Consider the following 22,448-nt stretch of genomic DNA (forward strand, 5'->3'; position numbering starts at 1 on the left):
AGCCGGACATGGCGACGGTAGTCGCACCCCCGACAAGCGAAACGTCTACCAAGAATCCCTGGCCCGCGGTGGTCTCGCTGGCCTTCGCGGCGTCCATCGCCGCTTTGCAGAACACCGCGGTGGTCCCCTTGCTTCCCGTGCTGCAGCGCGAGCTGAACGCCTCGCTCACCGCCGTGACCTGGACACTCACGCTGAGCCTGCTGGTCGCCGCGGTCTCCACGCCGTTGTTGTCGCGCTTCGGCGACATGTACGGCAGGCGCCGCATGATCCTCGGCGCCCTGGCGCTCCTGGTGATCGGCTCGGTGATGGCCGCCCTGGCGACGTCGCTGGCCTGGCTCATCGTGGCGCGTGTGCTCCAGGGTTTCGTGTCAGCGCTGGTGCCGCTGTCGATCGGAGTGGTGCGCGACACGTTGCCGCGGCACCAACTGGCGAGCGGCATCGGCGTGCTCAGCGCGACGATGGGCTTCGGCAGCGGCGGCGGGATGATCCTGGCCGGGCTCGCCTCCGGCGACTTCCACCTGGTGTTCTGGATAACGGGTGGCATCTCGCTGGTGGCCGCCGTCATCGTGGCCTTCCTCGTACGCGACGGCGCCCCGGCCGTCAAGGGCCGCCCCGACCTGATCGGCGCCGCGCTGCTGACCGCCTGGCTGGTCGCGCTCCTGCTGGCCATCAGCGAGGGCGGCTCGTGGGGCTGGACCTCGCCGGGCGTGCTCGGCCTCTTCGCGGCCGCGGTGGTGCTGGTGGCCGTCTGGGTCGCGGTTGAGCGCAAGGTGGCGGAGCCGTTGGTCGAGATGTCGATGCTGGTGCACAGGGGCACGGTCGGCGCGACGGTGGCCTCGATGTTGCTCGGCTTCACGTTCTTCACCACCATGACCGGCGTCTCCGGCTTCGCCCAGGTGCCCGAGGGCACCGGGTACGGCTTCGGCGCATCCACCTTGCAGGTCGGGCTCTACCTGCTGCCGAGCACGCTGTTCATGCTGGTGATCTCGCTGTTCGCGGGCCGGATCATGCGCAGGTTCCAGGCTTCGTCCATGGTGGCGGCGGGCTCGCTGGTCACGGGCCTGGCGGCCGTGTGGCTGGTGGTGGCGCACGACCACCCGGCCGACCTGTACGTGGCGTCCTCGCTGCTGGGCATCGGCCTGGGCATCGGGTACGCGGCACTGGGCACGATGGCGGTCGAGCATGTGGCCCCGGCGAAGACGGCCGTGGCGGCGGGCGTGAACGCGCTCGTGCGCATCGTGGGCGCCAGTACGGCGGGCGCGGTGATCGCCGCCGTGCTGGCCGCTCAGCCGGGCGTACACGGCTACCAGTGGGTCTTCGGCGTCGCCGCTGTGGCGGGCGCGGTGGCCGCCGTGTTCGCGGCCGTGTTCGGCGTACTGAACCGCAGAGTGGTCACAGCGCCTTCAGCCCGCTGATCACCTCCAGCAGGACCTTGGCGTCCGGGGCGGGCGGCGGCAGCTCGACCTGCACGAGCTCCTGCGCGTGCAGATCGCCGACCAGCACCCTGACCACGCCGATGGGCAGGTTCAGCTCGGCGGCCACGTCCACGAGCCGCGTCGGCTTCGTGCACTTCTGCAGGATGATCAGATGCTCGGGGCCGAGGCCGATGGGCGGCGTCAGCCCGCCGGACGTGATGATCACCGCGATGAGGTCGATGGCCTCGCTCGCGGGCACGGTACGGCCCCTGGTCAGCAGGTAGGCGGGGACGATCGGACCGGCGTCCTCGTCCAGCCAGCGCTCGTCAGTCACTTCGCACCACCCGCATGGGTCGAGCGGGCTCTTGTACGTTCACGGGGGCCTCTGGTTCGGCCACGTGCTCATCCGGGATCAACACGATCGCGGTGGTCCCTCCATATGGTGAACCGCGCAACGTCACGCGGATGTCATGCCTGGCGGCCAGGCGGGAGACGACGAAAAGGCCGAGCCGGTCGCTGTCGGCCAGGTCGAACTCCGGTGGGCTGGCCAGCCGCTCGTTGAGTTCGGCCAGCTCTTCTGGGCTCATCCCGAGTCCGCGGTCCTCCACCTCGAAGATGAAGCCGCGGGCCGCCTCCTCGCCGCGCACGATGACCGGGGTGTGCACGGGCGAGTAGACGGTGGCGTTCTCGATGAGCTCGGCGATGAGGTGGATCACGTCGCCGACCACGGGTCCGGCCAGGCGCTGGCCGGACATCGGCTCGACGGTGACCCGCTGGTAGTCCTCCACCTCGGCCGCCGCGCCGCGGGCCACGTCGAGCAGCGGCACCGGCTTGCTCCAGCCGCGGCCGGGAGTGGCGCCCGACAGGATGATCAGGCCTTCGGCGTGCCGGCGCATGCGGGTGGTCAGGTGGTCCAGCCGGAACAGGTCGTCGAGGGCGTCCGGGTCGGTCGCCCGGTGCTGCATGTCCTCGAGCTGGATGCGCTGGCGGTGCAGCAACGTCTGGCTGCGCCTGGCCAGGTTGCGGAACACGTGGCCGACACCCTCGCTGAGCTGCGCCTGGCCGACCGCGGCCTCCACGGCGGTCTGCTGGACGGTGGAGAAGGCCTGCCCGACGTCGGCGATCTCGACCGTGGTGCTCGCCACCGACAACTCAGGCATCTCGACCGTCTCGCCCTTGCGCAGCTTGGCGACCACGTGCGGCAGCCGTTCCTGGGCCACCTCCAGCGCGGCCAGCCTGAGCGCGCCCAGCTCCTTCGACAGCCGGGTGCCCATGCGCAACGAGAACGCGATGGACACGAGCACGAGCACCAGGGCCGTGCCTGTCAGCAGGAACGCCCTCGACAGCACCTGGTCGGCCACCGGGTCGGCGCGCCCGTTCAGCATCGCGCTGGCCCGCATCTGCGCGTCCAGGAACGCCTTGGCCAGCCCCTCCGTGGTCTTGAGCCAGCTCTGCGGCGCGGCGCCGGCGACGATCTGGTCCTCCATCATCCGCATCCGCTGGTAGGCGGGCGAGGTGATCAGGGTGACGTGGGTGTCGCGCAGGGTCGGGTCGAGCTCGCCGAGCGCCTGGTCGATCAGGAAGCGCCGGTTGCCGACGAACTGCGTGAACTGCCGGCGCTCCGCGGGCGTGGTGGGCCCGAACGCGATGGCCTGCTCCCTGGTGAGCAGCTCCCTCGCATAGGCGATGTCGATAAGCACGCGGGACTGCTCGTAGATCGGGATGTCGTCGATGAACGCGACCCGCCGGTGCAGGCCGAAGATCGTGTCGATGACCGCGTTGTAGGCCTCGGAGCTGTGCAGACGGTCGGACAGACCCGTGTCGATCTCTCCTCGGATCGCATCGAGCCTGTCGAGTTGCGTGTACACCGCGTCCACCTGTGTGCGGATCTCTTCCGATCTGTCCTTGGAGTTGCTGGAGAGCTGCTTGAACGAGTCACTGGCTGAGTCGGTACGTTTGCGCTGGGCGGTCACGGCTGACTTGCCCACCGTGTTCCGCAGAAGCTCGGCCGAGACAAGACGCTCATTCTGGATCTCGTTGATCAGTTTGTACGCGGGAACGCGGAGGTTCGTCCAGAGTGTCTTGTATTGGCGCAGTTCCAAGCTCTCGCTGGCAGTGACGGCGGTGATGACCCCCCACAACACCACCATGGAGGTCAGCGGCACCAGTAGTAGTCCGATGATCTTCATGCGGATCGTTCGGCTACGACCCATGGCACCTCACTCCGGTCGGTCCCCTGCTGGCAACCCCGGACGGGACAAGCCCCGAGGATAGCAATTGATCACCAGATTGCCCAATTTTTCGGGACTTTTGGACGCGGCGCCCCCGTTTGCTTGATCTTGGAGTAGGTTTCCCCGGGTAGCCGACAGAGGGAGATGCGTTGCGCCGTCGTCTCGTAGCGGCAGCCGCGCTCATGATCCTCGCGGCATGCTCCTCGCCTCCCCCAGAGGAGGCACGCCAGGCGCCGGCGGGCGAGTCCACGTTCGTCTACGTCAAGAACCTGGACATCGTCACCGAGTGGGACCCCAGCAGGTCCTACTCCAGCGAGATCATCGCCTTCCACAACATCTACGAGACCCTCACCCTCTGGAACCCGGTCACCAAGAAGTCCACCCCGCGGCTGGCCACGTCGTGGCGGGCGTCGTCGGACGGCCGGACGTGGACGTTCAACCTGCGGCGCGGCGTGACCTTCCACACCGGCAGGCCGCTGGACGCCGAGGCGGTCAAGGCGTCGATCGAGCGCACCATGAAGGCCAAGACCGGCGCCTCCTACATCTGGGACGCCGTCTCCTCGATCAGAGTGGAGGGCCCGGCCACGGTGACGTTCGCGCTGAAGTATTCCGTGCCCCTGGACCTGGTGGCCTCCTCCACGTACGCGGCCTACATCTACGACACGAAGGCGGCGCCCGACCTCGGGAAGTGGTTCCAGGCCGGCAAGGACGCGGGGTCGGGGCCGTACACGGTGGCGAGCTGGCAGAAGGGCAAGGAGCAGGAGCTCACGCTCAAGGCGTACGACGAATACTGGGGTGGGTGGCGCAGGCCGCACTACAGCACGGTGAAGTTCCGGGTCGTGCCCGATCCCGACAAGGCGTACCGGCTGCTGCAGCGCGGCGAGGCGAGCTTCGTGGCGCGGCTCAGCCCGCGCCTGTTCGCGAGGGCTTCGGCCGCGCCGGGCGTGCGCACGTCGCAGCGGCCGTCGTTCCAGACGGCGATGATGTTGTTCAACACCGCGAGCGGCCCGATGAAGGACGTACGCGTGCGCCGCGCGGTCCAGAAGGCCGTCGACTACCAGGGGCTGATCAAGGAGCTGAAGGGCGCCGTCGCACCCGTCAGCGGCGTCATCCCGGAGGGGCTGACGGGCCACGTGCCCGGCCGCGTGCCCCGGCAGGACCTGAACGGGGCGGCCCAGCTGCTGCAGAAAGCCGGCTACGGTCCCGGGGGCAGGCCGCTGCGGCTGCGCCTGACGTACGGCGAGGGCGACACCGACTGGCGGCTGCTCGCCACGAAGCTGGCGACGGCGCTGCAGCCGCTCAACGTCACGATCGAGGCCAGGCCGATGCCCTGGAACGCCCAATGGGAGCTGGGCAAGAAACGCGGCCAGGACATCTTCGTCATGTACTGGTGGCCCGACTACGCCGACGGCTACTCGTGGTTCGGCAACGTCTTCCACAGCGGGAACCCGCCCGCCTTCAACCTGGCCTACCTCGACGACCAGGGCCTGGACGCGCTGCTCGACACGGTGCCCGAGCTGACGGTGACCGACAGGACGGCGGCGCAACGCGCGTACGAGCAGGCCACGAGACGGGTGCTCGACCAGCGCGCGGCGGCGGCCATGCCCTGGGTGGTCAACTACCAGCGCGCCTACCTGGGCGGGGTCCAGGGATACGACGACAACCCGGCCTATCCGGACGTGGTCTTCGTCTACGACCTGCGGCCCTCCGGCTGACCGTGTTCACGGCCTCGTTACGCTCCTGGCGCTCCCTCGGCCCGCTCGCGCAGGCGCGTCCTGATCTCTTCGGGGGTGTAGGCGCGGCGGCGGCGCTCGGCCCGCGCGATCACCACTCCCGTGGCCGCCACACCCATGATCCCGGCCAGTCCCAGCATCTTCCACCAGCGCATGTGCCTAGGCTAATGGTGTGCTGACTCTCGACGAGGCCGTCAAGGTGACGAGGACCGGCGATCTGTGGGTCTTCCGCGGGCGCTCGGTGCCCGACCGCGCCATCCAGACCATGACCAACAGCCCGGTCAACCACGTCGGCATGGCCATCGTGATCGAGGACCTGCCGCCGATGATGTGGCACGCCGAGCTGGGCAGGTCGCTGCCGGACCTGTGGGCGGGCACCCACCACCGCGGCGTGCAGCTGCACGACCTGCGGGACGCGGTGACGGTGTGGGCCGACCGATACCACCAGCGGGCCTGGTTGCGCCAGCTCGAACCGCAGGCGACGCCGGAGATGGAGGACGCGGCCCTGCGCACGGTCGCCCGGCTCGACGGCACCCCGTTCCCCTCCACCGCCAGGCTGGCCGCCCGCTGGGCCAGAGGACGCGTCCCGCGCAGGAGCCGCGGGGAGGCGACGCTGGAGAGCGCCTACTGCGCCGAGGTCGTGGCCGTCACCTACGAGGAGATGGGGTTGCTGGCCGGCGGTCGCCGCCCCAACTGGTACGACCCGGGCAGGTTCTGGAGCGGCGACGACCTCGACCTGCTCACCGGCCGCCGCCTCGGCAACGAGATCACTGTGGGGGTGGAGCGCACCCGGGCCTGACCTGATAGGCCGGTGCCCGGCCCGGTCGAGGTGTGCGAAGGCTCGCGGCTTCGAGTCCGGGTGCCGTAGCCGGGTCGGCGGTGGCAGGCTAAGGGGCATGCGCCTGGCTACCTGGAACGTCAACTCGGTCAAGGCACGCCTGCCCCGCCTGCTCGAATGGCTGGCCGAGGTCAAGCCCGACATCGTCTGCCTGCAGGAGACCAAATGCTCCGTGGCGGCGTTCCCCGCCGCCGAGGTGGGCGCGCTGGGGTACGCCGCCGCGGCCCACGGCGACGGGCGGTGGAACGGCGTCGCGATCCTGTCCAGGGTGGGCTTGGACGAGGTGACGCCGAGCTTCCCCGGCGAGCCCGGATTCGGGGACCTCGACGGGGTCGGCGCGGCCCGGCCCGAGGCGCGCGCGATCGGCGCGACCTGCGGCGGGATCCGGGTGTGGTCGCTGTACGCACCCAACGGGCGCACGGTCGACTCGCCGCACTACGCCTACAAGCTGGCCTGGTTCGCGGCGCTGCGGGACGCGCTGGCGGCCGAGCTCGGCTCACCGCTGGTGGCCTGCGGTGACTACAACGTGGCGCCGACGGACGCCGACGTGTGGGATCCCGCGCTGTTCGCCGGCTCGACCCACGTCACGCCCGCCGAACGCCAGGCGCTGACCGAACTGCGGGCCCTGGGGCTGCACGACGTGGTGCCGACGCCGATGAAGGGGCCGCATCCGTTCACGTACTGGGATTACCGGGCCGGGATGTTCCACCAGAACAAGGGGATGCGCATCGACCTCGTCTACGCGAGTGCGGACGTCGCGGGGCGGGTGCGGGCGGCGTACGTCGATCGCGAGGCCCGCAAGGGGAAAGGCCCGTCCGATCACGCGCCGATCGTGGTGGATCTCGGACCATAAATTCAATTACAAACCGCGGCCGTCCGAGTATCCTGAGTTCTCAAAAGTTTCGGGGGCATTAACTCTTCAAGGCCCACAGGGGGATCTCCGTGGCACCTGCAGACGGTCGCGTCATCTTATTCATCATCATCGCTCTCGCCGTGTTCGCCCTCGGCCGCCGCTTCCAGACCATGATCATTATGCGTCAGGTCTGGAAGCAGAGCGCTAGGCAGGTCACGACACGCAAGGAGGTCGCGCACAACGCGGCCAGGTCGATGATCGGGATTACCTTGGTCGCGATATTCGTGATCTGGATCGTACTCAACCTGAACCGCGTAATGTGAGTAGCGGCCATTTGCTAATTACCGCGCAATTGCGCGGCGTGGCACTGGCGGCGCAATTCCCTAATGCGGAGCGCGGGCGCGTCGTAAGGTCCATGCGGTCAGTACGGCCACGCCCGCGGCGGCGAGGCTCACCGCCCGCGTCAGGCGGACGGCGCGGCGGATGTCCCTGACGTCGGGCTTGGGGCCTTCGCCCATGGTGGGGCGGTGTTCGGTGCGGCCGCTGTAGACGTTCGTGCCGCCCAGCGTGACGCCGAGCGCGCCGGCGAACGCGGCCTCGCACCTGCCCGCGTTCGGGCTGGGGTGCCGGTGGCCGTCCCGTCTGAGTACGGTCAGCGCACGCCCAGGGTTCGGGCCGGTCAGGGCCGTGAGCAGGCCCGTCACCCTGGCAGGCAGGTAGTTCGCCACGTCGTCGAGCCTGGCCGCGGCCCAGCCGAAGCGCTCGTAGCGGGGGGAGCGGTGGCCGATCATGGCGTCCAGCGTGTTGATCGCCCGGTACGCCAGCAGCCCCGGCACCCCCGCCACCGCGCCCCAGAACAGCGGGGCCACCACGGCGTCGGAGGTGTTCTCGGCCAGCGACTCGACCGTGGCCCGCGCCAGCTCCGGCGCCTCCAGGTGGGCGGGGTCTCGGCCGCAGAGGTGCGGGAGCCTGGCCCTGGCTCGTTCCAGGTCGTCGCGTTCGAGGGCGTCCGCCATGTAGGCGCCCTCGCGGGCGAGCGTGGTGCCGCCGAGCACGGCCCAGGTGGCGACGGCGGTCACGGCCGTACGGGCTGCGCGGCTCGGAACCCGCTGGGCCAGCACGCCGAGGGCGGTGACGCCGCCGACACATACGACGACATGTACGACTCCGCGCGCTTTTTTGTCCTTATATAGGGATTTTTCCAGTTTTGCTGAGGCTTGTCCGAACAGAGCGACCGGGTGGGCGGTGCTGCGGGGGTCGGCGAGGAACTGGTCGAGGGCCACGCCGAGGGCGAGGCCCAGGGGGTCATACCAAATGGGCATGAAGCTCATCTTCGTGCACGTCCAGCCAGGAGGCCGCACGGCGGATGCGCTCGCCCGCGCCGCCCGCCCACATCATGGCCCAGTTGCCGCCTGCCGCGGCGCGGGTGCGCATGGCGGTGTAGGACCGGTGGAAGCGGATCCTGGCCAGCTCGAGCAGGCGGCGGCGGTCGCGGGGGAGGACGCCGTACGCGTCGCAGAACAGCCGCAGCCGAGCCCCGACGTCGAGATTGCGGAGGAGCGGAGGGCGGTCGACGGGGTCGGCGATGGGGGCCCAGTGCCTGAGGGTGGTGACAATGTCGAAGAGCCGGGTAGTTGGGCGGGCCAAGTCGAAATCGATCAGCGCGTGGGGCTGCCCCGCCCGAAAAATCACGTTATCTAGCGTTAGATCACAATGACCGATGATTTCTGGCGCTTTGTCGTCATTTGATCCGCCCGCCCAGCCCTCTGCCGTCAGCGGAAACCCGGCAGTCGCATCGTGGTATTCGCGCAGCAAGAGGGCCAGCCCGATCAGAGCCTCATCGGTCACGCTGGCCAGGCACAGCCCGGTCGTACCAGGAACAAAGGTCAGGATCTCCCGCCCGAGCCCATCCATCCCCACCACCCTCGGCGCACCTTCGAACCCGGCGGCCTCAAGGTGCCTGAGCAGGGCGTGCACGGCGGGTGTCGACGTACTGGCCGGTCTGCGCACGGTGTCTCCGACCCGCACCACCCCGTCAGTCACGTCCCCGCCCTGCAGGGGAATCTCATGCAGGAGCGTCGCGACCATGCCACGAGAGCTTAAACCCTTTTGCGCCACCCCCGCCCGGGCTTTTCCCATCCCGGATGCCACACCATCGACCCACCAGCCTGGCGTTTCATGCCCACCCAGCTCCCGCCGGCGACGTTCCCCACAAGGCTCCTGCGCGGCCTGTTCACCGACCGCAACCACCCATCCGTGAGCACCGCCACATGCGTGATGCCGGGCGTAGCCGGATGGACACACACAACGCCCACGACCAACGATGCCCACTCACCACCACGCCCGGCCAGACCTCGGCCTGACCACCAGCACCACCCGGTCAGGAGGCTGTGGATGGCCAGGGCCCTGATCGACACCGCGTACCAATCGGACGAACCTAGGGCTTTCTCCCGTTTCCTCCTCTACCTGGCAACCTCCGATATCCTCCTTGAAGCCACACGGCCAGACATGCCACCGGCTGCCCTGGGGATGCTGTATGTGGGGTGTGATCGGCCTGACAGACTGACACGGGGAAAACGTGTGCATGACAAGTCGCCGGATCATGCACAATAAGGCGGGAGCGCCCTTAGCTCAGCTGGATAGAGCACCGGACTTCTAATCCGACGGTCGCAGGTTCGAATCCTGCAGGGCGCGCTTTGATCATGCTCTGACCTGCGGTGATGCGGGATCGGATGCGTTCTAGAACTTTCTTCTGGCGTTTGCGTGCTCCATGCGTGCTCGCGCGCACCAACCCCGCACACACCATGATCCATTCACCATGTCCGACTGCTGCGGGAAGAGCAGCGGCCCCGCCTCGCCGCGAGCAGGCGGCGAATGCGGGGCCGGATGCTTAATCCGACTGTTCAGCTCCTCAGCGAGATGACTTTGCCCGGTTCGGCCTGATCTTCCTTACCGAAGAGCAGGGCGGCGGTCTTCTCGGCCGCGGCCATGGCCACCTGCGGGTAGACGGAGGTGTAGGTGTCGGCGGTGAACGCGCTGGACGTGTGGCCCAGGGTCTCCTGCACCACCTTCATCTCCACCCCGGCCGCGAGCATCAGTGAGGCCGCGCCGTGGCGGAGATCGTGAAGGCGGATGGGTGGCAGGCCGGCGAGGTAGGCCAGCCAGAGGAACTGGTCGGAGATGTGCTGGGGGTGGAGCCGGTTGCCGTCGGGCTGGGTGAAGACGAACCCGCTGTCGGTCCACGCTTCGTCTATGGCCAGGCGTTCCTGGAGTTGCTGCTGCCGATGGGCACGCAGCAGTTGCGCGGTGTCGGTGTCCAGGGCGATGGTTCGGACCGAGGCGTCGGTCTTCGGGGTGCCCTCATGAACCTGCCAGGCCAGCTGTACGAGCTGCCAGTTCACGGTCAGGGTGTGGCGGTCGAGATCGACCTCCTTCCAGCGCAGCCCGCACGCCTCGCCCCGGCGGAGGCCGCGCAGCGCGATCAGCTGGTAGAGGGCGAACAGGCGGTGAGCCTTGGCTTCCTTGAGAAACCGGCGGGTGTGCGCGGGCGTCCACACCATGACCGGGGATGGGCGCGGCACGCTGGTGTAGGCGTCGATGGGATCGACCCGACGCCCACCTCGGCGTTGCTTCTCCGCCTCCCGGTAGGTGCGGAAGTCTTCCTGCCAGCCGCGGACCCGGTCCTCGGTCCACACCAGCGGCCTGGGCCGGGTGTAGGCGGCCATCTCCAGCACGGCGGCGGGGTTGAAGTCGATGAGGCGGTCTTGGCGCATGGCCATGTTGAGCGCGTGGCGCAGGGTGGCGCGGATGCGGTGCATGGTGGCGATGCTGATCGGCCGCCGGTACTTCACCGTGGCCCGGACCTTCGGGTCGGGGTCGGCGCGGCGTTCGGCGATGGTGTCGTTGAACTCCTCGATCTGCTCGAACATCAACGCGATGTCGCTGACCTTGAGCTGGTCCAACCGCAGCCGCCCGAGATACGGGGTGAGGTAGAGGCGGATGTGGCCTTCGTAGGAGCGTCGGGTGGTTTTCTCGATCTTCCGTTTGCGGTTGAGGAACTCGGCCAGCCACTGCTCGACGGTGATCTCCTGGGTGAGATGCTGCCCGGTCTTGATCTTGCGGCGGATTGTTTCCGCGTCCGGGAGGGTGTCGGTCTCGGCCAGGGTGCGTTTGATCAGGTCGGCGATCTGGGTACGGGTGGCGGGCTCGCGAGGGTCGGCCAGCGCGAGGAGGTCACGCACGCGGCTGAGTTCGTCCTTGGCGGCGTCCTGGGTGGCGAAGCCGCCGCGGCGCAGCGGTCCGCGGCGCTTGCCGTCGGGTGCGGGTGGGAGTTCGATTTGGTAGTTCCAGATGCCGTGCCGGTAGCTCCATCCGCCGTCGGCGCGGCGCAGCTTGGGGCATTGCTGCCCGAGTGCCTTGCCGTTGGCGTCGCGGCAGGAGCAGCGTTTGAAGGTGCGTCCCTCGGCCATGGTGGTGCCTGTCCTGTTCTCTTCGGTGCTGTCGGGCGGGGCCGGTGTCGTGGTGAGCAGGGGCGGGTGGCGCTCAGCTCTGGAAGTGGCCGGTGAAGGGACTGATCGCCCTGTTCGAAGGGCGTGCCTTCGGTAGTCCTGTTCCAGACACGCATCCCGCGCTATCCCGTTCAGCCATGGCCCCGGTGGTGGCTGGCTACGGGTGCACGGCGGTCCTGTCGCCCGTGCCGCCGTCTGTGCGGTGTGGAGCGCCGGGGTCGCCGTGTTCCCGTCCGGCGCGGCCGATGCGGTGGTGTGAATCGGGCGAGCACGCCTGTGGTCGTCACCCCGCCGCATCGATGGCCGTGCCGGACAGGGCGTATCGACGCCCACCTGGATGGCAATGGTCAAGGCCGAATCCGACGGTCATCGCCGGGCCGGGGGCGTCGGCGGTCTCCGCACGGCGTCGCCGCCGGCTCAGCACTCTTCGCTTCGAGTCGCCACAGAGCAAGGACGGCTCTCGCCGCAGGAACGCACCCATGCGCGCGAGCGAGATGAGAAGCCGTTTCCAGGGCGCCGGCCTGGAATGACCGCGCAGCCGCTGCCCGATGGGGCGCTTCGATCGGCAGATGAGCGCCGTCGGTCGTGCTGAACGTTATGGTCCGCGGTTCGCGTGGCACGGCGGATGATGTGGCTCGGTGGTGTTGCGGTGTCGTGCGGTGAAGTCATGTCGGTGTGGCCCGATCACCTGGACCACCTGATCCCTGTCACCTATATAAATACCCGCGATCAGGCCCGGATTCGGACCGCGGGCGAAGCAAAGGTTCAATCATGATCACCGGACAAAGCATCCGTATCCGGTGCACACTCCCCGTCCTCGACCGGCGGTTGCCTGCTTCGACCCGGTGAGCGAACGGCCATGGCGGCCAGCAGGATGCGAGCGACGGTCATTGGGGAGTCAGCGCGCCTGCGGATTAAAGTCGCCAGCTTTTGTGTCTCCATGGCTGGCCGCTAGTTGGGGGAGCGCATCGGCTAACCATCAGTCGAGGCTGAACCAGCCTTCGCTTTCTGCTGTTTGTCCCAGGTGGGGGGCCTGATCCCGCCGGGACAGCTGCAGGTCGGCGGCGTTGACCCAGGATCGAGGATAGTGTCCGGGGTCTTCTAGTATGATCTTTATGTGCCCCAAGGGAATCGGTGTGGCGACGAGGTCGGGAAGTTGAAGTGAGAGACTCGACAGATCGCCAATGTGCAGGTCCGTGGGCCCTAGTGTGCTGAGTCCGTCCAGGTGTTCGGACGTGGCGTCGTGCACCATCCGCGCCGTCAGCGCGTAATGAGCGGGCCAAGCAGCAGCGCCATAGCTGACCATCTCTATCAGCCGCGACGTGGTCAGTGGCTGACAAGGGGGCCAGCGCGTAGCGGAGAGGTCTTCATGGTGGGCGATCAACAGGGAAGTCTGCGCTGAGAGCGCGACGGTATCGGCGAGAATCTGGCCGGAGAGCCGCCGGGCAAAGTAGGCCGCGCCCAGGCGGCTGGAGCTCAGCATCAGCGCGGTGCTCAGAGCACGTGGCAGCACACCGACTGTTGCATCGAGATCAGCTAAGCACTCTCGAACGACGGCGCCGTCGGCGACCGACACCAGCGCGAGAGCCCACGCACCGCGCGAGAGTGGGTCGGGGTGGGTTCGGAGTTGTTCGCGCCACCACTCAGGATCGGTATGCGCCGCTCGAAGGTTTTGCAGCAACCGCCCGTAGTCGGGGGCGGCGCCGAAGGGCTGGGAGCCGGAGGAGATGTCGCCACCTGTCATCCAGCGTTGGCGGGAGGCGGCGGCGCCGATGATGGCGATCTCGGCCGCCAGCCAGCACGGCCCGACAATGCCCGCCAGCTCGCGGGCGGTGTTCCCCCACGGCGAGGTGGTGTCCTTTTGCCCCTTGAGGAACCGACGCGCCTCACGAACTCGTTCAAAGCGCGGGTCGCGGGCGATGAGTCGTCGCCAGGCCGCCGTGATCTGGGTTTGGCTCAGATGAGCCGGGTTCCGGGAGCGGCCGGCGTCGAGTGGGGCGTTGCGGTCCCGGGCCGCCATGATGAGGAAATTGCGGGGATCGAGGGCTTTGAGGAGATCGCCAGCGAACCCGGCTACCTGCTCGCTCACCCGATGTGAGCACAAGCCGCCCAGCACCGCAGTAACCAGTCGATGTTCCAGCGGCGAGTCGGGGATGGCCTGGACACCTGCGGCCAGTGCGGTCGCAGGAGCCTGTGCGTCGTCCATCACGAGTCGGTTGGCATGGTCAGCGCTCAATAGCCGCCCGCCGTTCCACGGGATGGCCGCCTCCAACCAGGGCATCTCGTTGCCTGTGCCCAGTGCCTGATCCAGGTAGGGCAGCCACCAGGTGCCGAAGGCGTCGCGATCGGGCTGAAGCCAATGCGCCAATCGCATCCGCTCGGCTGTCAGCGGCCGGGTCGGATCGGTTGCCACGTCCTGCCACAGCACCTCTACCAGGTCAGCTCCGCCCCGGTCGGCTGGCAGCGCCACCAACTGGCCGCCCGTGTCCAGAGCATGGATCAGCAGTTGGATGCTGAGGTCGTCGCGCAGTAGTCGGGCGGTGCGTTGTTGGGTTCGCGGGCGCGGGGTGAACACGCCGTCAGCCAGCAGAGACCAGATCGCCTGGCGGATCTGTCCCGGGTGTTGGCCAGCTTCCTGCTGTTCTTGGAGTTCTTCTAAGAGGGCGGGAAGCTCGTTGATGGTGGCGAACCCGGCGTAGAACCGAGCGGTGTTCCACCAGAACGGGCGGCGGAGCAGGTACCCCAGGAGGGCTGATCGTCCGCCGGGAGCGTTGGCGACCTCATATAGGTACTTGGCGGCGAAGTACTCCTGGACCGGCTGCACGTCGAATTCGAAGGTGCCTTGCACCTTGCTGGCCAGTGCCCACACGCGGTCGGTCACGCCGGTGAACAGCTGCTCCACCAGCGAGGTATCAGCGTCGATGTCGTACAGGTGCGCGTTGAGCGTCTTCTTGATCTCTTTCGCGGTCATGCGAGTGTTGCCGCGCGCGGCGTTACTGTGCATGTGCCAGCCCAGGAAGGCCGTCACCCGCTCCAATTCGCTGCGGTAGGTCTGGACCACACGGCTCTTTTCGGTTTCTCGATCCAGGAAGGTCTCCATGTAGGAGCGATAAAGTTCGGTGCGTTTGCTGGGGACCGACTCGCCGCGCTTGTACATCAGGTAGAGCAAGATCGTCAGATGCATGGGGTTCTCGGCGAGCTGGGCGATGTGCGGCTCGGCGGACCGGTGATCGAAAGTCCGTTGCAGCGCGCGGCGCTCAGCCCCGTAGATACCGCGCGCATCGGCCCATTTACGCAGGTAGGCCGTGCGCAGAGCTGGATTCAGCCGGACCAATGCCAGCACGCGGAAAAGCTCCGAGGAGGGTTCAGGTAGCCCGGAGGCATTGGGCCGGGTCGTGACGATCAGTTGAGGGCTGATCCGGTTGACGGAGAGACGGGCCGCGAACGCTTCGATCTCGACGACGGTCTGCCTGCGGATGCGCGATTTGGCGACTTCGTCCAGCCCATCCAGCACCAGGAGCAGCGGGAAGCGGCTGAAGATCTCGTTGACCGTTGCCACGCTGACGGCAAGCCCGCCGCTGTGCGCGTACAGCAGGTAGGCCACAAAGGACTCCAGCGAGGAGGAGGCCGCCCCTCGAGGCCTGGCCGCCGGTGGGGTGTCGCTGGTGGCGTAGGGGGAATCACCCTCCAGCCAAGCCGCGTAATCCTTCAGGTCGACCCGCAGCGGCAGCCGTGGATCGATGATGGTGAACTGGCCGTTGTCGCCGACATACGGCGCTCGGTCCAGGTAGGCGGCGCGATGCAGTTGGCACACGAACTGCCCCAGGGTCGACTTGCCCTGACCGGGTTCTCCACGGATCAACGTCAACGGGTGCTGCTTGTCCACCAGATACTGTGCGGCGCCTCCCACGATCTGGCCCTCGTCATCGTCGAACGAGAGCTGGCCTGCCACGGACCCACCCGAGGGCGCGATGGGGCGGGGCGCCGAGATCTGGCGCGCCTCCACATCGACGAACAAGTCGACTAGGCGATGGGAGTCCAGTTCGACCTGTTTGAACTTGACCTTCGCGTCCTGCTCCCACTGGGTGGCGATGACCTTCACTAGCAGATTGCGCAGCTCCTGCTCACGCACCTCCAGCCGGTCGCACTCCAGCAGATATCGCACGAGGTCATAGCCCGCAAGCATGTCGCCGTACGCGAACTTCACTTCCCTGGAGGCGGCATCCACCCGGGCGTCGAGATCGCTCTGCCACTCGCATCTCATCGCGATCCCGAACGTCCGCGAGTGGTTGTCGAGTTTCTCCTCAAGCCGGTCCATCGTGCCACGCCCTGGGTAACTGGTACCGGCCACGTTGGTCATCAGCAGGTACTCGCGCGCCCCCGCGGCGACTAAGCGCCTGATGTTGGCCGCCTCGCCCGTAATGGCGGACTCCAGCCAGGGCACTGGATCCTGCAGCCGGTCAGACGTCCACTTGACCTGGTAGATGAGGAACCTCTCGGGTCCTAAGTGCGTGATGTCGCGACCGCCGTCGCGCTGTCCCACGGGATAACAGGTCACCTCCGGGGAGCGCTCCTTCAGCAGGGCCGCGCACAACTGCTGAAACCGCTTCTCGCCCAGCCGCTCATACAGGTACTTCCACGAGTTACTGCTTCTGCGATCCGTCATGCTCCGGCTCGACCGTCCCTACGGCACTGTTGAGACCCTTCAGTGTAGGGAGAAAGCGGCATTGCATCATCGTGATGGATCACAAGGACGCCTCAGCCAAGATCAAGGTATGTAGATGTACTACGACGCACGAAAGAGTCGTTTGTCCTGGAGGTCGCGCCCTGCTGTCCGACGAGGCATCGGACGATGCATGTCTACACACTCACAGCTGCCGATAGCTAGAGTTACGCGACGTGGCCGCGCACCGGGGCCGGCGAGCAAGAAAGGACATGGTGAGCAATCTTCATTCCGAGCTGACCGACGATCAGATCCTCTTGCTGTTCACGATCGCCCAGGCATATGCGGATTCGAGTGCCTGGCCGACCTGGTACTTCGTACAGAACCAGCTCGATCGCCGGGATCTCGATGCTCAGCAGCTCCTCAAATCTCTGCCGCGCGTCGGTTTCGCAGGCATGACCGGTCCGTCCTACGGATTCACCTCCGCGCCCCAGCATCACATCGGTGACGCCGACATCATCAGATTGACCGTCGCGGCAGCGCTGCCTCTGCCCGAGCTGCGTCCGCTCATCGCGGACCCGTTCTTGCGCGTGCTGCACCACATGATCGCGAGACTTCGGCAGTCGACCCCAACTCCCACGGAATCCGCGCGGCCGATGCTGGAGGCGGTTGAGGTCGGATTGACGTTCCCGAACCTGCCGCCCGGGTTCCTCGCCGGGTTGCCGGACATCCTGGACGGCGAGCCCGCGACCTGGGGAGCCTCTTCCTCACGTACCCCTGGCGGTTCATGGACCCGCGACATCTCCCGTGAGATCCTCAAGTACCGGCAGGCAACCGACCTGCAGGGGTACGTCGCGAAGGCCAGCGAGATCGTCACCGACTGGGGCACCCATTTAGACGCCCCCACCACACCCGCCTCACCGATCGGCCGGGCTGCTCAGCCGATCGCCCTGCCGAAGCCGACCTACGTCAACCTCGATCTCATCAGGGAACTCGAGGAACTGGACTCCGTCTGCCACTGGAGCTTGGACAAGCTGGTGGGCCTAGCCCGGGAGCTCAACGGCAACTACGCGGCCAACCAACCTTATGCCTGCCACATGCTGCTCCGCGCAATCCTCGACCACATTCCCCCGGCATTCGGGCGCACGACCTTCGCCCATGTCGTTGCCAACCACAAATGGGGCACGACCGACGCCAGGTACGTCAAGAGGCTCACCGAATACCGCAACCCAAGCGACGACGTCCTGCACCGGCAGATCCGTACCGGCCCTAGCCGGATCGGCATGGACGACCTGCCGCCGCGCTCGTACATCAACGCGCTGCTTCAGGAACTCCTCATCGTGCTGCAGGCCTCGAACGAGACGTCCGCGCCCTAGCCCTTCGGCGCGCCAGGTCGCGGCTCTTCCTGGCGGCGCTCCGTGCGGCAGTGTGGTGCCAGCTTGGCTGACGGATGGCGGTGACGGCGTCTGATCGCGCAGGTGCTGCTAGAGAAAGGCCCGGTCTTCGGGCGCGATCTCACCTTGGTGTCGTCGCCGAGTTGCCGGTGCAGGACGGCGATCTGGTGGTGCAGGGCGAGAATCTCGACGTCCTTGTCCCGATCGCCCAGGGGCAGCAACCGCAACGCGCGAAGGCGTTCGTGACGGGCAAGTGGGCCAGACGAAGGAGCACGACCGATCACCATGCCGCACGTCTTCTTCTGCGGGTGGTCGGAGCTCGCGCACGCCACGCGGCGTCCACATGGCCGTGATCTGGGCGGATGTAATCATCGGCAGGTGCAATGCCAGATATGGCCGTGTTCTCGACATAGCTACAAACGGCCGTTACGGGGCAAGATTCCGGACGGCTGCCTTGCTCGCTTCGGCGGCTGCTGCAGCGTCGCTCTTGTCCGACTTCCGCAGTATGAACACCTTGATCAGGGTGATGATGCTCGGGCCGGAGAGCAGGGCAGCGAGCCCCGGTTGCCCATTGATGCCGAGCATGCTGGCCGCCAGGACAAGCCCGGCTACGATCCCGGCCATTTGGAGCGCGTGCGCCGCCGGGCAGCCACTTCGTTCTCCTTCTTGTCGAGCTGCTTCATGCGGAACTCGTGCTCGCGCTTCAGTTGGGGTTCGAGAGCCTTGAGTGCTACCTGCAGGTGCTCGACAGGGATCTGTCCCCAGAGGGAGCCGATCTCGAAGCCGGATGGCGAGGCGGGCAACTCCTCCGAAGAGGCGCTCCGCGATGCGCCAGGTCGTTCATCCGCCCGGCCAGGCCGCGTCTTCGTTCGCGACGGCGTGATCGTGGCCGCTACCCGACCATCGGCCGGTGACGAGCCAGAGTTCATAGTGGAGAAGCCATTCGCTCGTCCACGGCAGGATCGTCGTGGCGAGGTACATACTGTCGTTCCATTCCCCAGGCAGGTGGAGACAAAGATCGCCGCCCGGGTAGACGTGGGGCAGCGCGGTGGCGCGCGGGTGCAGCTCCAGCTCAGGGTCGGTGACGATCACATGAGGCCGCCCCCGGTGCCGGTAGGTCACCTGCACTGTGTAGACCCGGCAGATCGGCGCGGGCTGCAGGGTGACGCTGCACCACAGGCGGCCCTTGTGGATGCGGGTCTGGGCGTGCGGCAGGACTGCGTGAATGGCTGCAGCCTGCCGCCCCAGGTTAACTGCGCGGCGCGGGGTGCTGGCCATAGAAGGTGTGGCGGCCCGTGTGGGGGCCGGTCGCCGTGGCGGACGCCGACAGGGCGCCGGTCCGGTCCAGCCGGAGGTCACTGCTGTGGCTGCCGAGGCGGGCGGCGACCCGCTGGACCGAGGCGTGCATCGGCGCACGGTCGAACGACTCGGTGATGCGAGCGAACACGTCCCGGTAGCCCTTGCCCTCCATGGCGGCCAGCCCGTCGACGAGCCTCCTGATCTCGTCGAACCACCGGTAGAACGCGACCCTCCGCTCGGGGTATTCGTTCCACTTGTCGGTGAAGTTCTCGCCCTGGTGCGCTGGGTTGGGCACCCACCAGGTGCCGCCGGGCTTCGTGATGAAGTGCGGCATCCCGTCCAGGACGTTGCGCAGGGCGGTGAAGAGGTCGATGTCGCTCTGGTAGGCGTGGGCGGCCAGGGTGGTGACCAGGATCGACGGCGGCCGATTGTCGGGGTCGTCCTCGAACATGAGCATCGTGTGCCATTTCAGGACCTGCACGACCCGCTGGAGAGTGTTGCGGGTCTGCCAGGCCGGGACGTCCGCGACGCCGGGATGGCCTTTGGCCTCGATGACGCGCCGCGGCCTCGCCTGATCCTGGAACCAGGCGGCGTAGCCCCGAGGGTTGCTGCGCTGCCACGCCCGCAGGTTCTTGTCGGTCAGCAGGATCCCGGTGGGCGGGCGCTCGATGTCGGCGATGGAGGGCAGGACGTCCAGATGGAACCCGTAGTAGCCGAGCTGCCAGCAGCGGCGGCTGGACTCGATGTTGAGGGGGCTGTCGGCGTGCCCCTGGCGGACCTTCCACCTGCGGTAGGCCGTCAGATGGCCGCCGACGCGATCCTTGAGCTCCTGCTGGGTGGTGCTCTCCTTGGCCAGCGGGAGCCAGCACACCAGGTCGATGTCGTACTCGCCGGTTAGGCGGAAGGGACGGACGACCGTGCCCAGCAGGAACGAGCCCTGCGGGTAGATCTTCCAGTCGGTGCCGCCGTTGTCGGCCAGCCAGGCGCCGACCTCCTCGTACCGCTCGACGGCCGTCTCGTGCAGGTGCGGCGAGATGTCGAGCAGTTCGACGGCGCCGTTGATCAGATCGGAGAGCATCCCGGAGAGCGTGTCCAGGTTCGGCGCCTTGATCAGCGCGTCCATTGTCATTCCTCGCGTGCGGAGTAGTAGGGGGCGAACACCGGCGCGCTGTGGTCGCAGAAGCGACGGTGGACGGCCGGGGAGGCGTCGCGGCTGACGTGGCCGGCGAGTCCGTAGAGGGTCTGGATGTCGATCTTGTCGAGCGCGACAGCCCCGGTCGGGACGGTCGGGTTGATGCGGAGCACGTTCTCCTTGCCGACGAAGTGCCGGACCGTGGCCGAATGGGACGGCATCACCGACACCGTCCCCTTCCCTGTCAAGTTCTTATGTTCAGTTTCTCGGGTTGATTGGGAGGTCCTGGGACGGGGTGAGGGCACTGTTATTTGGGATTGTTGACCTCTGTCCCCCGCTTCTTGCAGTTCAGAGCAAGATGAGCTTTTCAGGCACGTATGGCACGTTGACCAGCTCTCACAGCGTGTTGCGGGGGCCGGGCCGGGTGCTCATACGGGCATTCGGAGGCCCCGACGCCTTCATCTCCGACCCTCGCCGCCCGCTGGGTAAGGTCTTCGCCATCTGCGCCGACTGGCATCCGGCCGATCTCCATCCGGGGCCGCGCCCGTGGGGCGTGGCCCCGGATCGCGTTCCGGACGCCGTCCCATAGGGTGGCCCGGCCCCGATGAGTTCTACCTCAGCCAGGGTCCGGTGAGTGGACGTCGTGAACACTTGTCTCCTGATCGGTGAAGAACCGGTGTGAACCCAGGGATCGAGAGATGACTTCGATGTCACGCGCGCTGCCGGCCCAAGCAGCGGACGCCGTGATCATCGAACAGTCCCGGCGGGAGCCGGAGCGCTTCGCCGCCATATTTGACCGCTACTACCCCGAGATCCACGGCTATGCCGCGCGCAGGTTAGGCGAGGGCCTGGCCGACGACGTCGCCGCGGAGACGTTCCTCATCGCCTTCGACAAACGGGCAGGCTACGACGTCTCCCGCGCCGACGCGCGGCCCTGGCTGTACGGCATCGCCTCCAACCTCATCGCCCGCCATCATCGCGCCGAAGTGCGCCAGTACCGGGCCCTGGCCAAGGCGGGCGCCGACAGCCCCGTGGAGGACCACGCCGACCAGGTCGCCGGGGCCGTCGACGCGGGAGCCCGCACGCGCCGGCTCGCCGAGGCACTGGCTGAGATCGCCGATCGCGATCGGGACGTGCTGCTCCTGGTCGCCTGGGCGGAGCTGACCTCGGAGGAAGCGGGCAGCGCGCTCGGCATCCCGGCCGGAACGGCCCGCTCACGGCTGCACCGGGCCCGCAGAAAAGTCCAAGCCGCACTGGAAAGGGACGGATCATGAACGACCTGGAGAGGCTGCGCGATGACTGGGCGCGCCCGGCGCCGCCAGCCCCCGACGCCCAAGCCGCAGCCCGGGCGGCTCTCTTGGCCCGCGCCGGCCGTCCACGCCCCAGGCGCGGATGGGCGGTCCGGGCGCTGGCGGTGGCCGCCGCCGCCGTGATCATCACGACCGGGGTGAGCGTGTTCCAGGGAGAGCGCACGCTGCCCGCCGCCAACGCTCAGGTGGTGCTGACCAGGATCGCGGCGGCCGTACAGGAGAAGGAGTTCACGCCGCCCCGCGGCGATCAGTGGATCTACACCGAGAGCCGTGTCGTGGTCTGGGGCAAGGGTATCGGCCGTATCGGCCAGGGCGAACGGATCACCCCGCAGACACCGCTGCCGGAGACGGTCGAACCGTTCTGGACCCGGGCCGACGGCAAGCGGGTGGGTTATCTGGTGGACGGTGAGCTGCGGACCTCCAATCCCGGTGAGAGGACGCCGGAGAACACCTACGCGTTGCTGGCCTCGCTGCCGACCGACCCTGACGCACTCCTGGCCAAATACCGTGAGCTCTACCAGGATGCGGGCCCTGCCGACGACGAGTGGATCTTCCTGCGCTTCGCCGTGACCCTCAGCCAGAACCTCGTCTCTCCGGAGCATGAAGCCGCGATCTTCCGGGCGATAGCCAAGCTGCCCGGGGTGACAGTGGACGAGACGGCGACCGACACCGAGGGACGTCCGGCGGTGTCGGTCTCGCAGGTCGCCGAAGGCTGGCGCAAGGTCGAAATTCTCCTGGATCCCGTGACCTACGCCTACCGGGCGCGGCGGGAGACGGCGATCACCGACCACGAGGAGCGTTACCCCAAGCCGAACGGCCCCCTGAGGTTCACCATGAAGGACGGCAAGCAGGTTCCCGTTCCCCCTCATCTGGAGTGGAGCATCGAGAAGGGAACGACCTGGTCGATCTTCACCCGCGTCGCGATCGGCGTCGTGGACCAGGCCGGGGAGCGGCCATGACCCCTTGCGTGTCGCGCTCAGGCTAGAGTCGCTGATCTTCGATCAACGCCTCGGCCGGTCCGTCCACGAGTAGCGGACGGACCGGCCGAGGCATTAGCGCCGAGGGCCTCCGC

General features: G+C 67.6%; 21 protein-coding genes and 1 tRNA gene. 10 read left to right on the forward strand and 12 right to left on the reverse strand.

The window, feature by feature from the left end; translation table 11 throughout:
- The first annotated feature begins 8 nt into the window (after positions 1 to 8).
- The gene (locus tag ACFLIM_RS25015) at positions 9 to 1,415 is read left to right on the forward strand and encodes an MFS transporter (protein ID WP_393169327.1); all 1,407 of its coding nucleotides are present in this window, start codon (positions 9 to 11) and stop codon (positions 1,413 to 1,415) included.
- Here the strand turns inward: ACFLIM_RS25015 and ACFLIM_RS25020 are convergent.
- Complete coding sequence (locus ACFLIM_RS25020) at positions 1,393 to 1,749, reverse strand: DUF742 domain-containing protein (RefSeq protein WP_393169329.1); 357 nt, start codon at positions 1,747 to 1,749, stop codon at positions 1,393 to 1,395. The two genes, ACFLIM_RS25015 and ACFLIM_RS25020, sit on opposite strands and share 23 nt — an antisense overlap.
- Complete coding sequence (locus ACFLIM_RS25025; RefSeq protein WP_393169331.1) at positions 1,742 to 3,628, reverse strand: sensor histidine kinase; 1,887 nt, start codon at positions 3,626 to 3,628, stop codon at positions 1,742 to 1,744. The genes ACFLIM_RS25020 and ACFLIM_RS25025 overlap by 8 nt, the downstream gene beginning before the upstream one ends.
- 167 nt (positions 3,629 to 3,795) lie before the next feature.
- Between ACFLIM_RS25025 and ACFLIM_RS25030 the strand changes: the two genes are divergently transcribed.
- Positions 3,796 to 5,361: an ABC transporter substrate-binding protein gene (locus ACFLIM_RS25030; protein WP_393169333.1), complete on the forward strand. Its 1,566-nt coding sequence runs from the start codon at positions 3,796 to 3,798 to the stop codon at positions 5,359 to 5,361.
- A 17-nt stretch (positions 5,362 to 5,378) separates the two neighbouring features.
- Here ACFLIM_RS25030 and ACFLIM_RS25035 read toward each other — a convergent pair whose 3' ends face one another.
- Positions 5,379 to 5,534: a hypothetical protein gene (locus ACFLIM_RS25035; protein ID WP_393169442.1), complete on the reverse strand. Its 156-nt coding sequence runs from the start codon at positions 5,532 to 5,534 to the stop codon at positions 5,379 to 5,381.
- 20 nt (positions 5,535 to 5,554) lie between these two features.
- Here ACFLIM_RS25035 and ACFLIM_RS25040 point away from each other — a divergent pair, with 20 nt between their 5' ends.
- The 3 genes from ACFLIM_RS25040 to ACFLIM_RS25050 all read left to right on the forward strand — a co-directional run bounded on the left by ACFLIM_RS25040 (position 5,555) and on the right by ACFLIM_RS25050 (position 7,393).
- A complete protein-coding gene (locus ACFLIM_RS25040; protein WP_393169435.1) occupies positions 5,555 to 6,178 on the forward strand; it encodes a hypothetical protein in 624 nt (207 codons plus the stop codon).
- A 97-nt stretch (positions 6,179 to 6,275) separates the two neighbouring features.
- On the forward strand, positions 6,276 to 7,070 hold the full coding sequence (locus tag ACFLIM_RS25045) for an exodeoxyribonuclease III (RefSeq protein WP_393169335.1): 795 nt from the start codon (positions 6,276 to 6,278) through the stop codon (positions 7,068 to 7,070).
- A gap of 89 nt (positions 7,071 to 7,159) precedes the next feature.
- Complete coding sequence (locus tag ACFLIM_RS25050; RefSeq protein ID WP_393169337.1) at positions 7,160 to 7,393, forward strand: hypothetical protein; 234 nt, start codon at positions 7,160 to 7,162, stop codon at positions 7,391 to 7,393.
- 60 nt (positions 7,394 to 7,453) lie between these two features.
- Here ACFLIM_RS25050 and ACFLIM_RS25055 read toward each other — a convergent pair whose 3' ends face one another.
- Complete coding sequence (locus ACFLIM_RS25055) at positions 7,454 to 8,392, reverse strand: cobalamin biosynthesis protein (RefSeq protein WP_393169339.1); 939 nt, start codon at positions 8,390 to 8,392, stop codon at positions 7,454 to 7,456.
- Complete coding sequence (locus ACFLIM_RS25060) at positions 8,376 to 9,158, reverse strand: phosphotransferase (RefSeq protein WP_393169341.1); 783 nt, start codon at positions 9,156 to 9,158, stop codon at positions 8,376 to 8,378. Before ACFLIM_RS25060 ends, ACFLIM_RS25055 begins: the two co-directional genes overlap by 17 nt.
- Before the next feature lie 532 nt (positions 9,159 to 9,690).
- Between ACFLIM_RS25060 and ACFLIM_RS25065 the strand changes: the two genes are divergently transcribed.
- A tRNA-Arg gene (locus ACFLIM_RS25065) sits at positions 9,691 to 9,764 on the forward strand.
- A gap of 209 nt (positions 9,765 to 9,973) precedes the next feature.
- Here ACFLIM_RS25065 and ACFLIM_RS25070 read toward each other — a convergent pair.
- Positions 9,974 to 11,539, reverse strand: a complete 1,566-nt coding sequence (locus ACFLIM_RS25070; RefSeq protein WP_393169342.1) for a tyrosine-type recombinase/integrase — start codon at positions 11,537 to 11,539, stop codon at positions 9,974 to 9,976.
- A 1,018-nt stretch (positions 11,540 to 12,557) separates the two neighbouring features.
- On the reverse strand, positions 12,558 to 16,244 hold the full coding sequence (locus ACFLIM_RS25075) for an NACHT domain-containing protein (RefSeq protein ID WP_393169344.1): 3,687 nt from the start codon (positions 16,242 to 16,244) through the stop codon (positions 12,558 to 12,560).
- Between the two features lie 269 nt (positions 16,245 to 16,513).
- Here ACFLIM_RS25075 and ACFLIM_RS25080 point away from each other — a divergent pair, with 269 nt between their 5' ends.
- Together ACFLIM_RS25080 and ACFLIM_RS25085 are read left to right on the forward strand one after the other, a co-directional pair.
- On the forward strand, positions 16,514 to 17,617 hold the full coding sequence (locus ACFLIM_RS25080) for a hypothetical protein (protein WP_393169346.1): 1,104 nt from the start codon (positions 16,514 to 16,516) through the stop codon (positions 17,615 to 17,617).
- Between the two features lie 161 nt (positions 17,618 to 17,778).
- Positions 17,779 to 17,988 carry a hypothetical protein gene (locus ACFLIM_RS25085; RefSeq protein WP_393169347.1) on the forward strand — a complete coding sequence of 70 codons (210 nt, stop codon included), beginning with the start codon at positions 17,779 to 17,781 and terminating at the stop codon, positions 17,986 to 17,988.
- Positions 17,989 to 18,061: 73 nt separating this feature from the next.
- On the opposite strand, the gene ACFLIM_RS25090 is transcribed toward ACFLIM_RS25085, so the two are convergent.
- Genes ACFLIM_RS25090 through ACFLIM_RS25110 form a run of 5 tightly spaced genes read right to left on the reverse strand, consistent with a single transcriptional unit; the run spans position 18,062 to position 20,287 of the window.
- A complete protein-coding gene (locus ACFLIM_RS25090; protein WP_393169349.1) occupies positions 18,062 to 18,259 on the reverse strand; it encodes a hypothetical protein in 198 nt (65 codons plus the stop codon).
- Positions 18,244 to 18,438 carry a hypothetical protein gene (locus tag ACFLIM_RS25095; protein WP_393169351.1) on the reverse strand — a complete coding sequence of 65 codons (195 nt, stop codon included), beginning with the start codon at positions 18,436 to 18,438 and terminating at the stop codon, positions 18,244 to 18,246. Before ACFLIM_RS25095 ends, ACFLIM_RS25090 begins: the two co-directional genes overlap by 16 nt.
- A 37-nt stretch (positions 18,439 to 18,475) precedes the next feature.
- Positions 18,476 to 18,913 carry a hypothetical protein gene (locus ACFLIM_RS25100; protein WP_393169353.1) on the reverse strand — a complete coding sequence of 146 codons (438 nt, stop codon included), beginning with the start codon at positions 18,911 to 18,913 and terminating at the stop codon, positions 18,476 to 18,478.
- On the reverse strand, positions 18,885 to 20,057 hold the full coding sequence (locus ACFLIM_RS25105; RefSeq protein WP_393169355.1) for a nucleotidyltransferase domain-containing protein: 1,173 nt from the start codon (positions 20,055 to 20,057) through the stop codon (positions 18,885 to 18,887). Before ACFLIM_RS25105 ends, ACFLIM_RS25100 begins: the two co-directional genes overlap by 29 nt.
- Positions 20,058 to 20,059: 2 nt before the next feature.
- Complete coding sequence (locus ACFLIM_RS25110; RefSeq protein ID WP_393169357.1) at positions 20,060 to 20,287, reverse strand: hypothetical protein; 228 nt, start codon at positions 20,285 to 20,287, stop codon at positions 20,060 to 20,062.
- A gap of 477 nt (positions 20,288 to 20,764) precedes the next feature.
- On the opposite strand from ACFLIM_RS25110, the gene ACFLIM_RS25115 reads away from it, so the two are divergent.
- Together ACFLIM_RS25115 and ACFLIM_RS25120 are read left to right on the forward strand one after the other, a co-directional pair.
- A complete protein-coding gene (locus tag ACFLIM_RS25115; protein ID WP_393169358.1) occupies positions 20,765 to 21,340 on the forward strand; it encodes an RNA polymerase sigma factor in 576 nt (191 codons plus the stop codon).
- Positions 21,337 to 22,335: a CU044_5270 family protein gene (locus tag ACFLIM_RS25120; RefSeq protein WP_393169360.1), complete on the forward strand. Its 999-nt coding sequence runs from the start codon at positions 21,337 to 21,339 to the stop codon at positions 22,333 to 22,335. The genes ACFLIM_RS25115 and ACFLIM_RS25120 overlap by 4 nt, the downstream gene beginning before the upstream one ends.
- Positions 22,336 to 22,448: the final 113 nt, after the last annotated feature.

It is taken from the genome of Nonomuraea marmarensis, assembly GCF_043197025.1.
Classification (GTDB): domain Bacteria; phylum Actinomycetota; class Actinomycetes; order Streptosporangiales; family Streptosporangiaceae; genus Nonomuraea; species Nonomuraea marmarensis.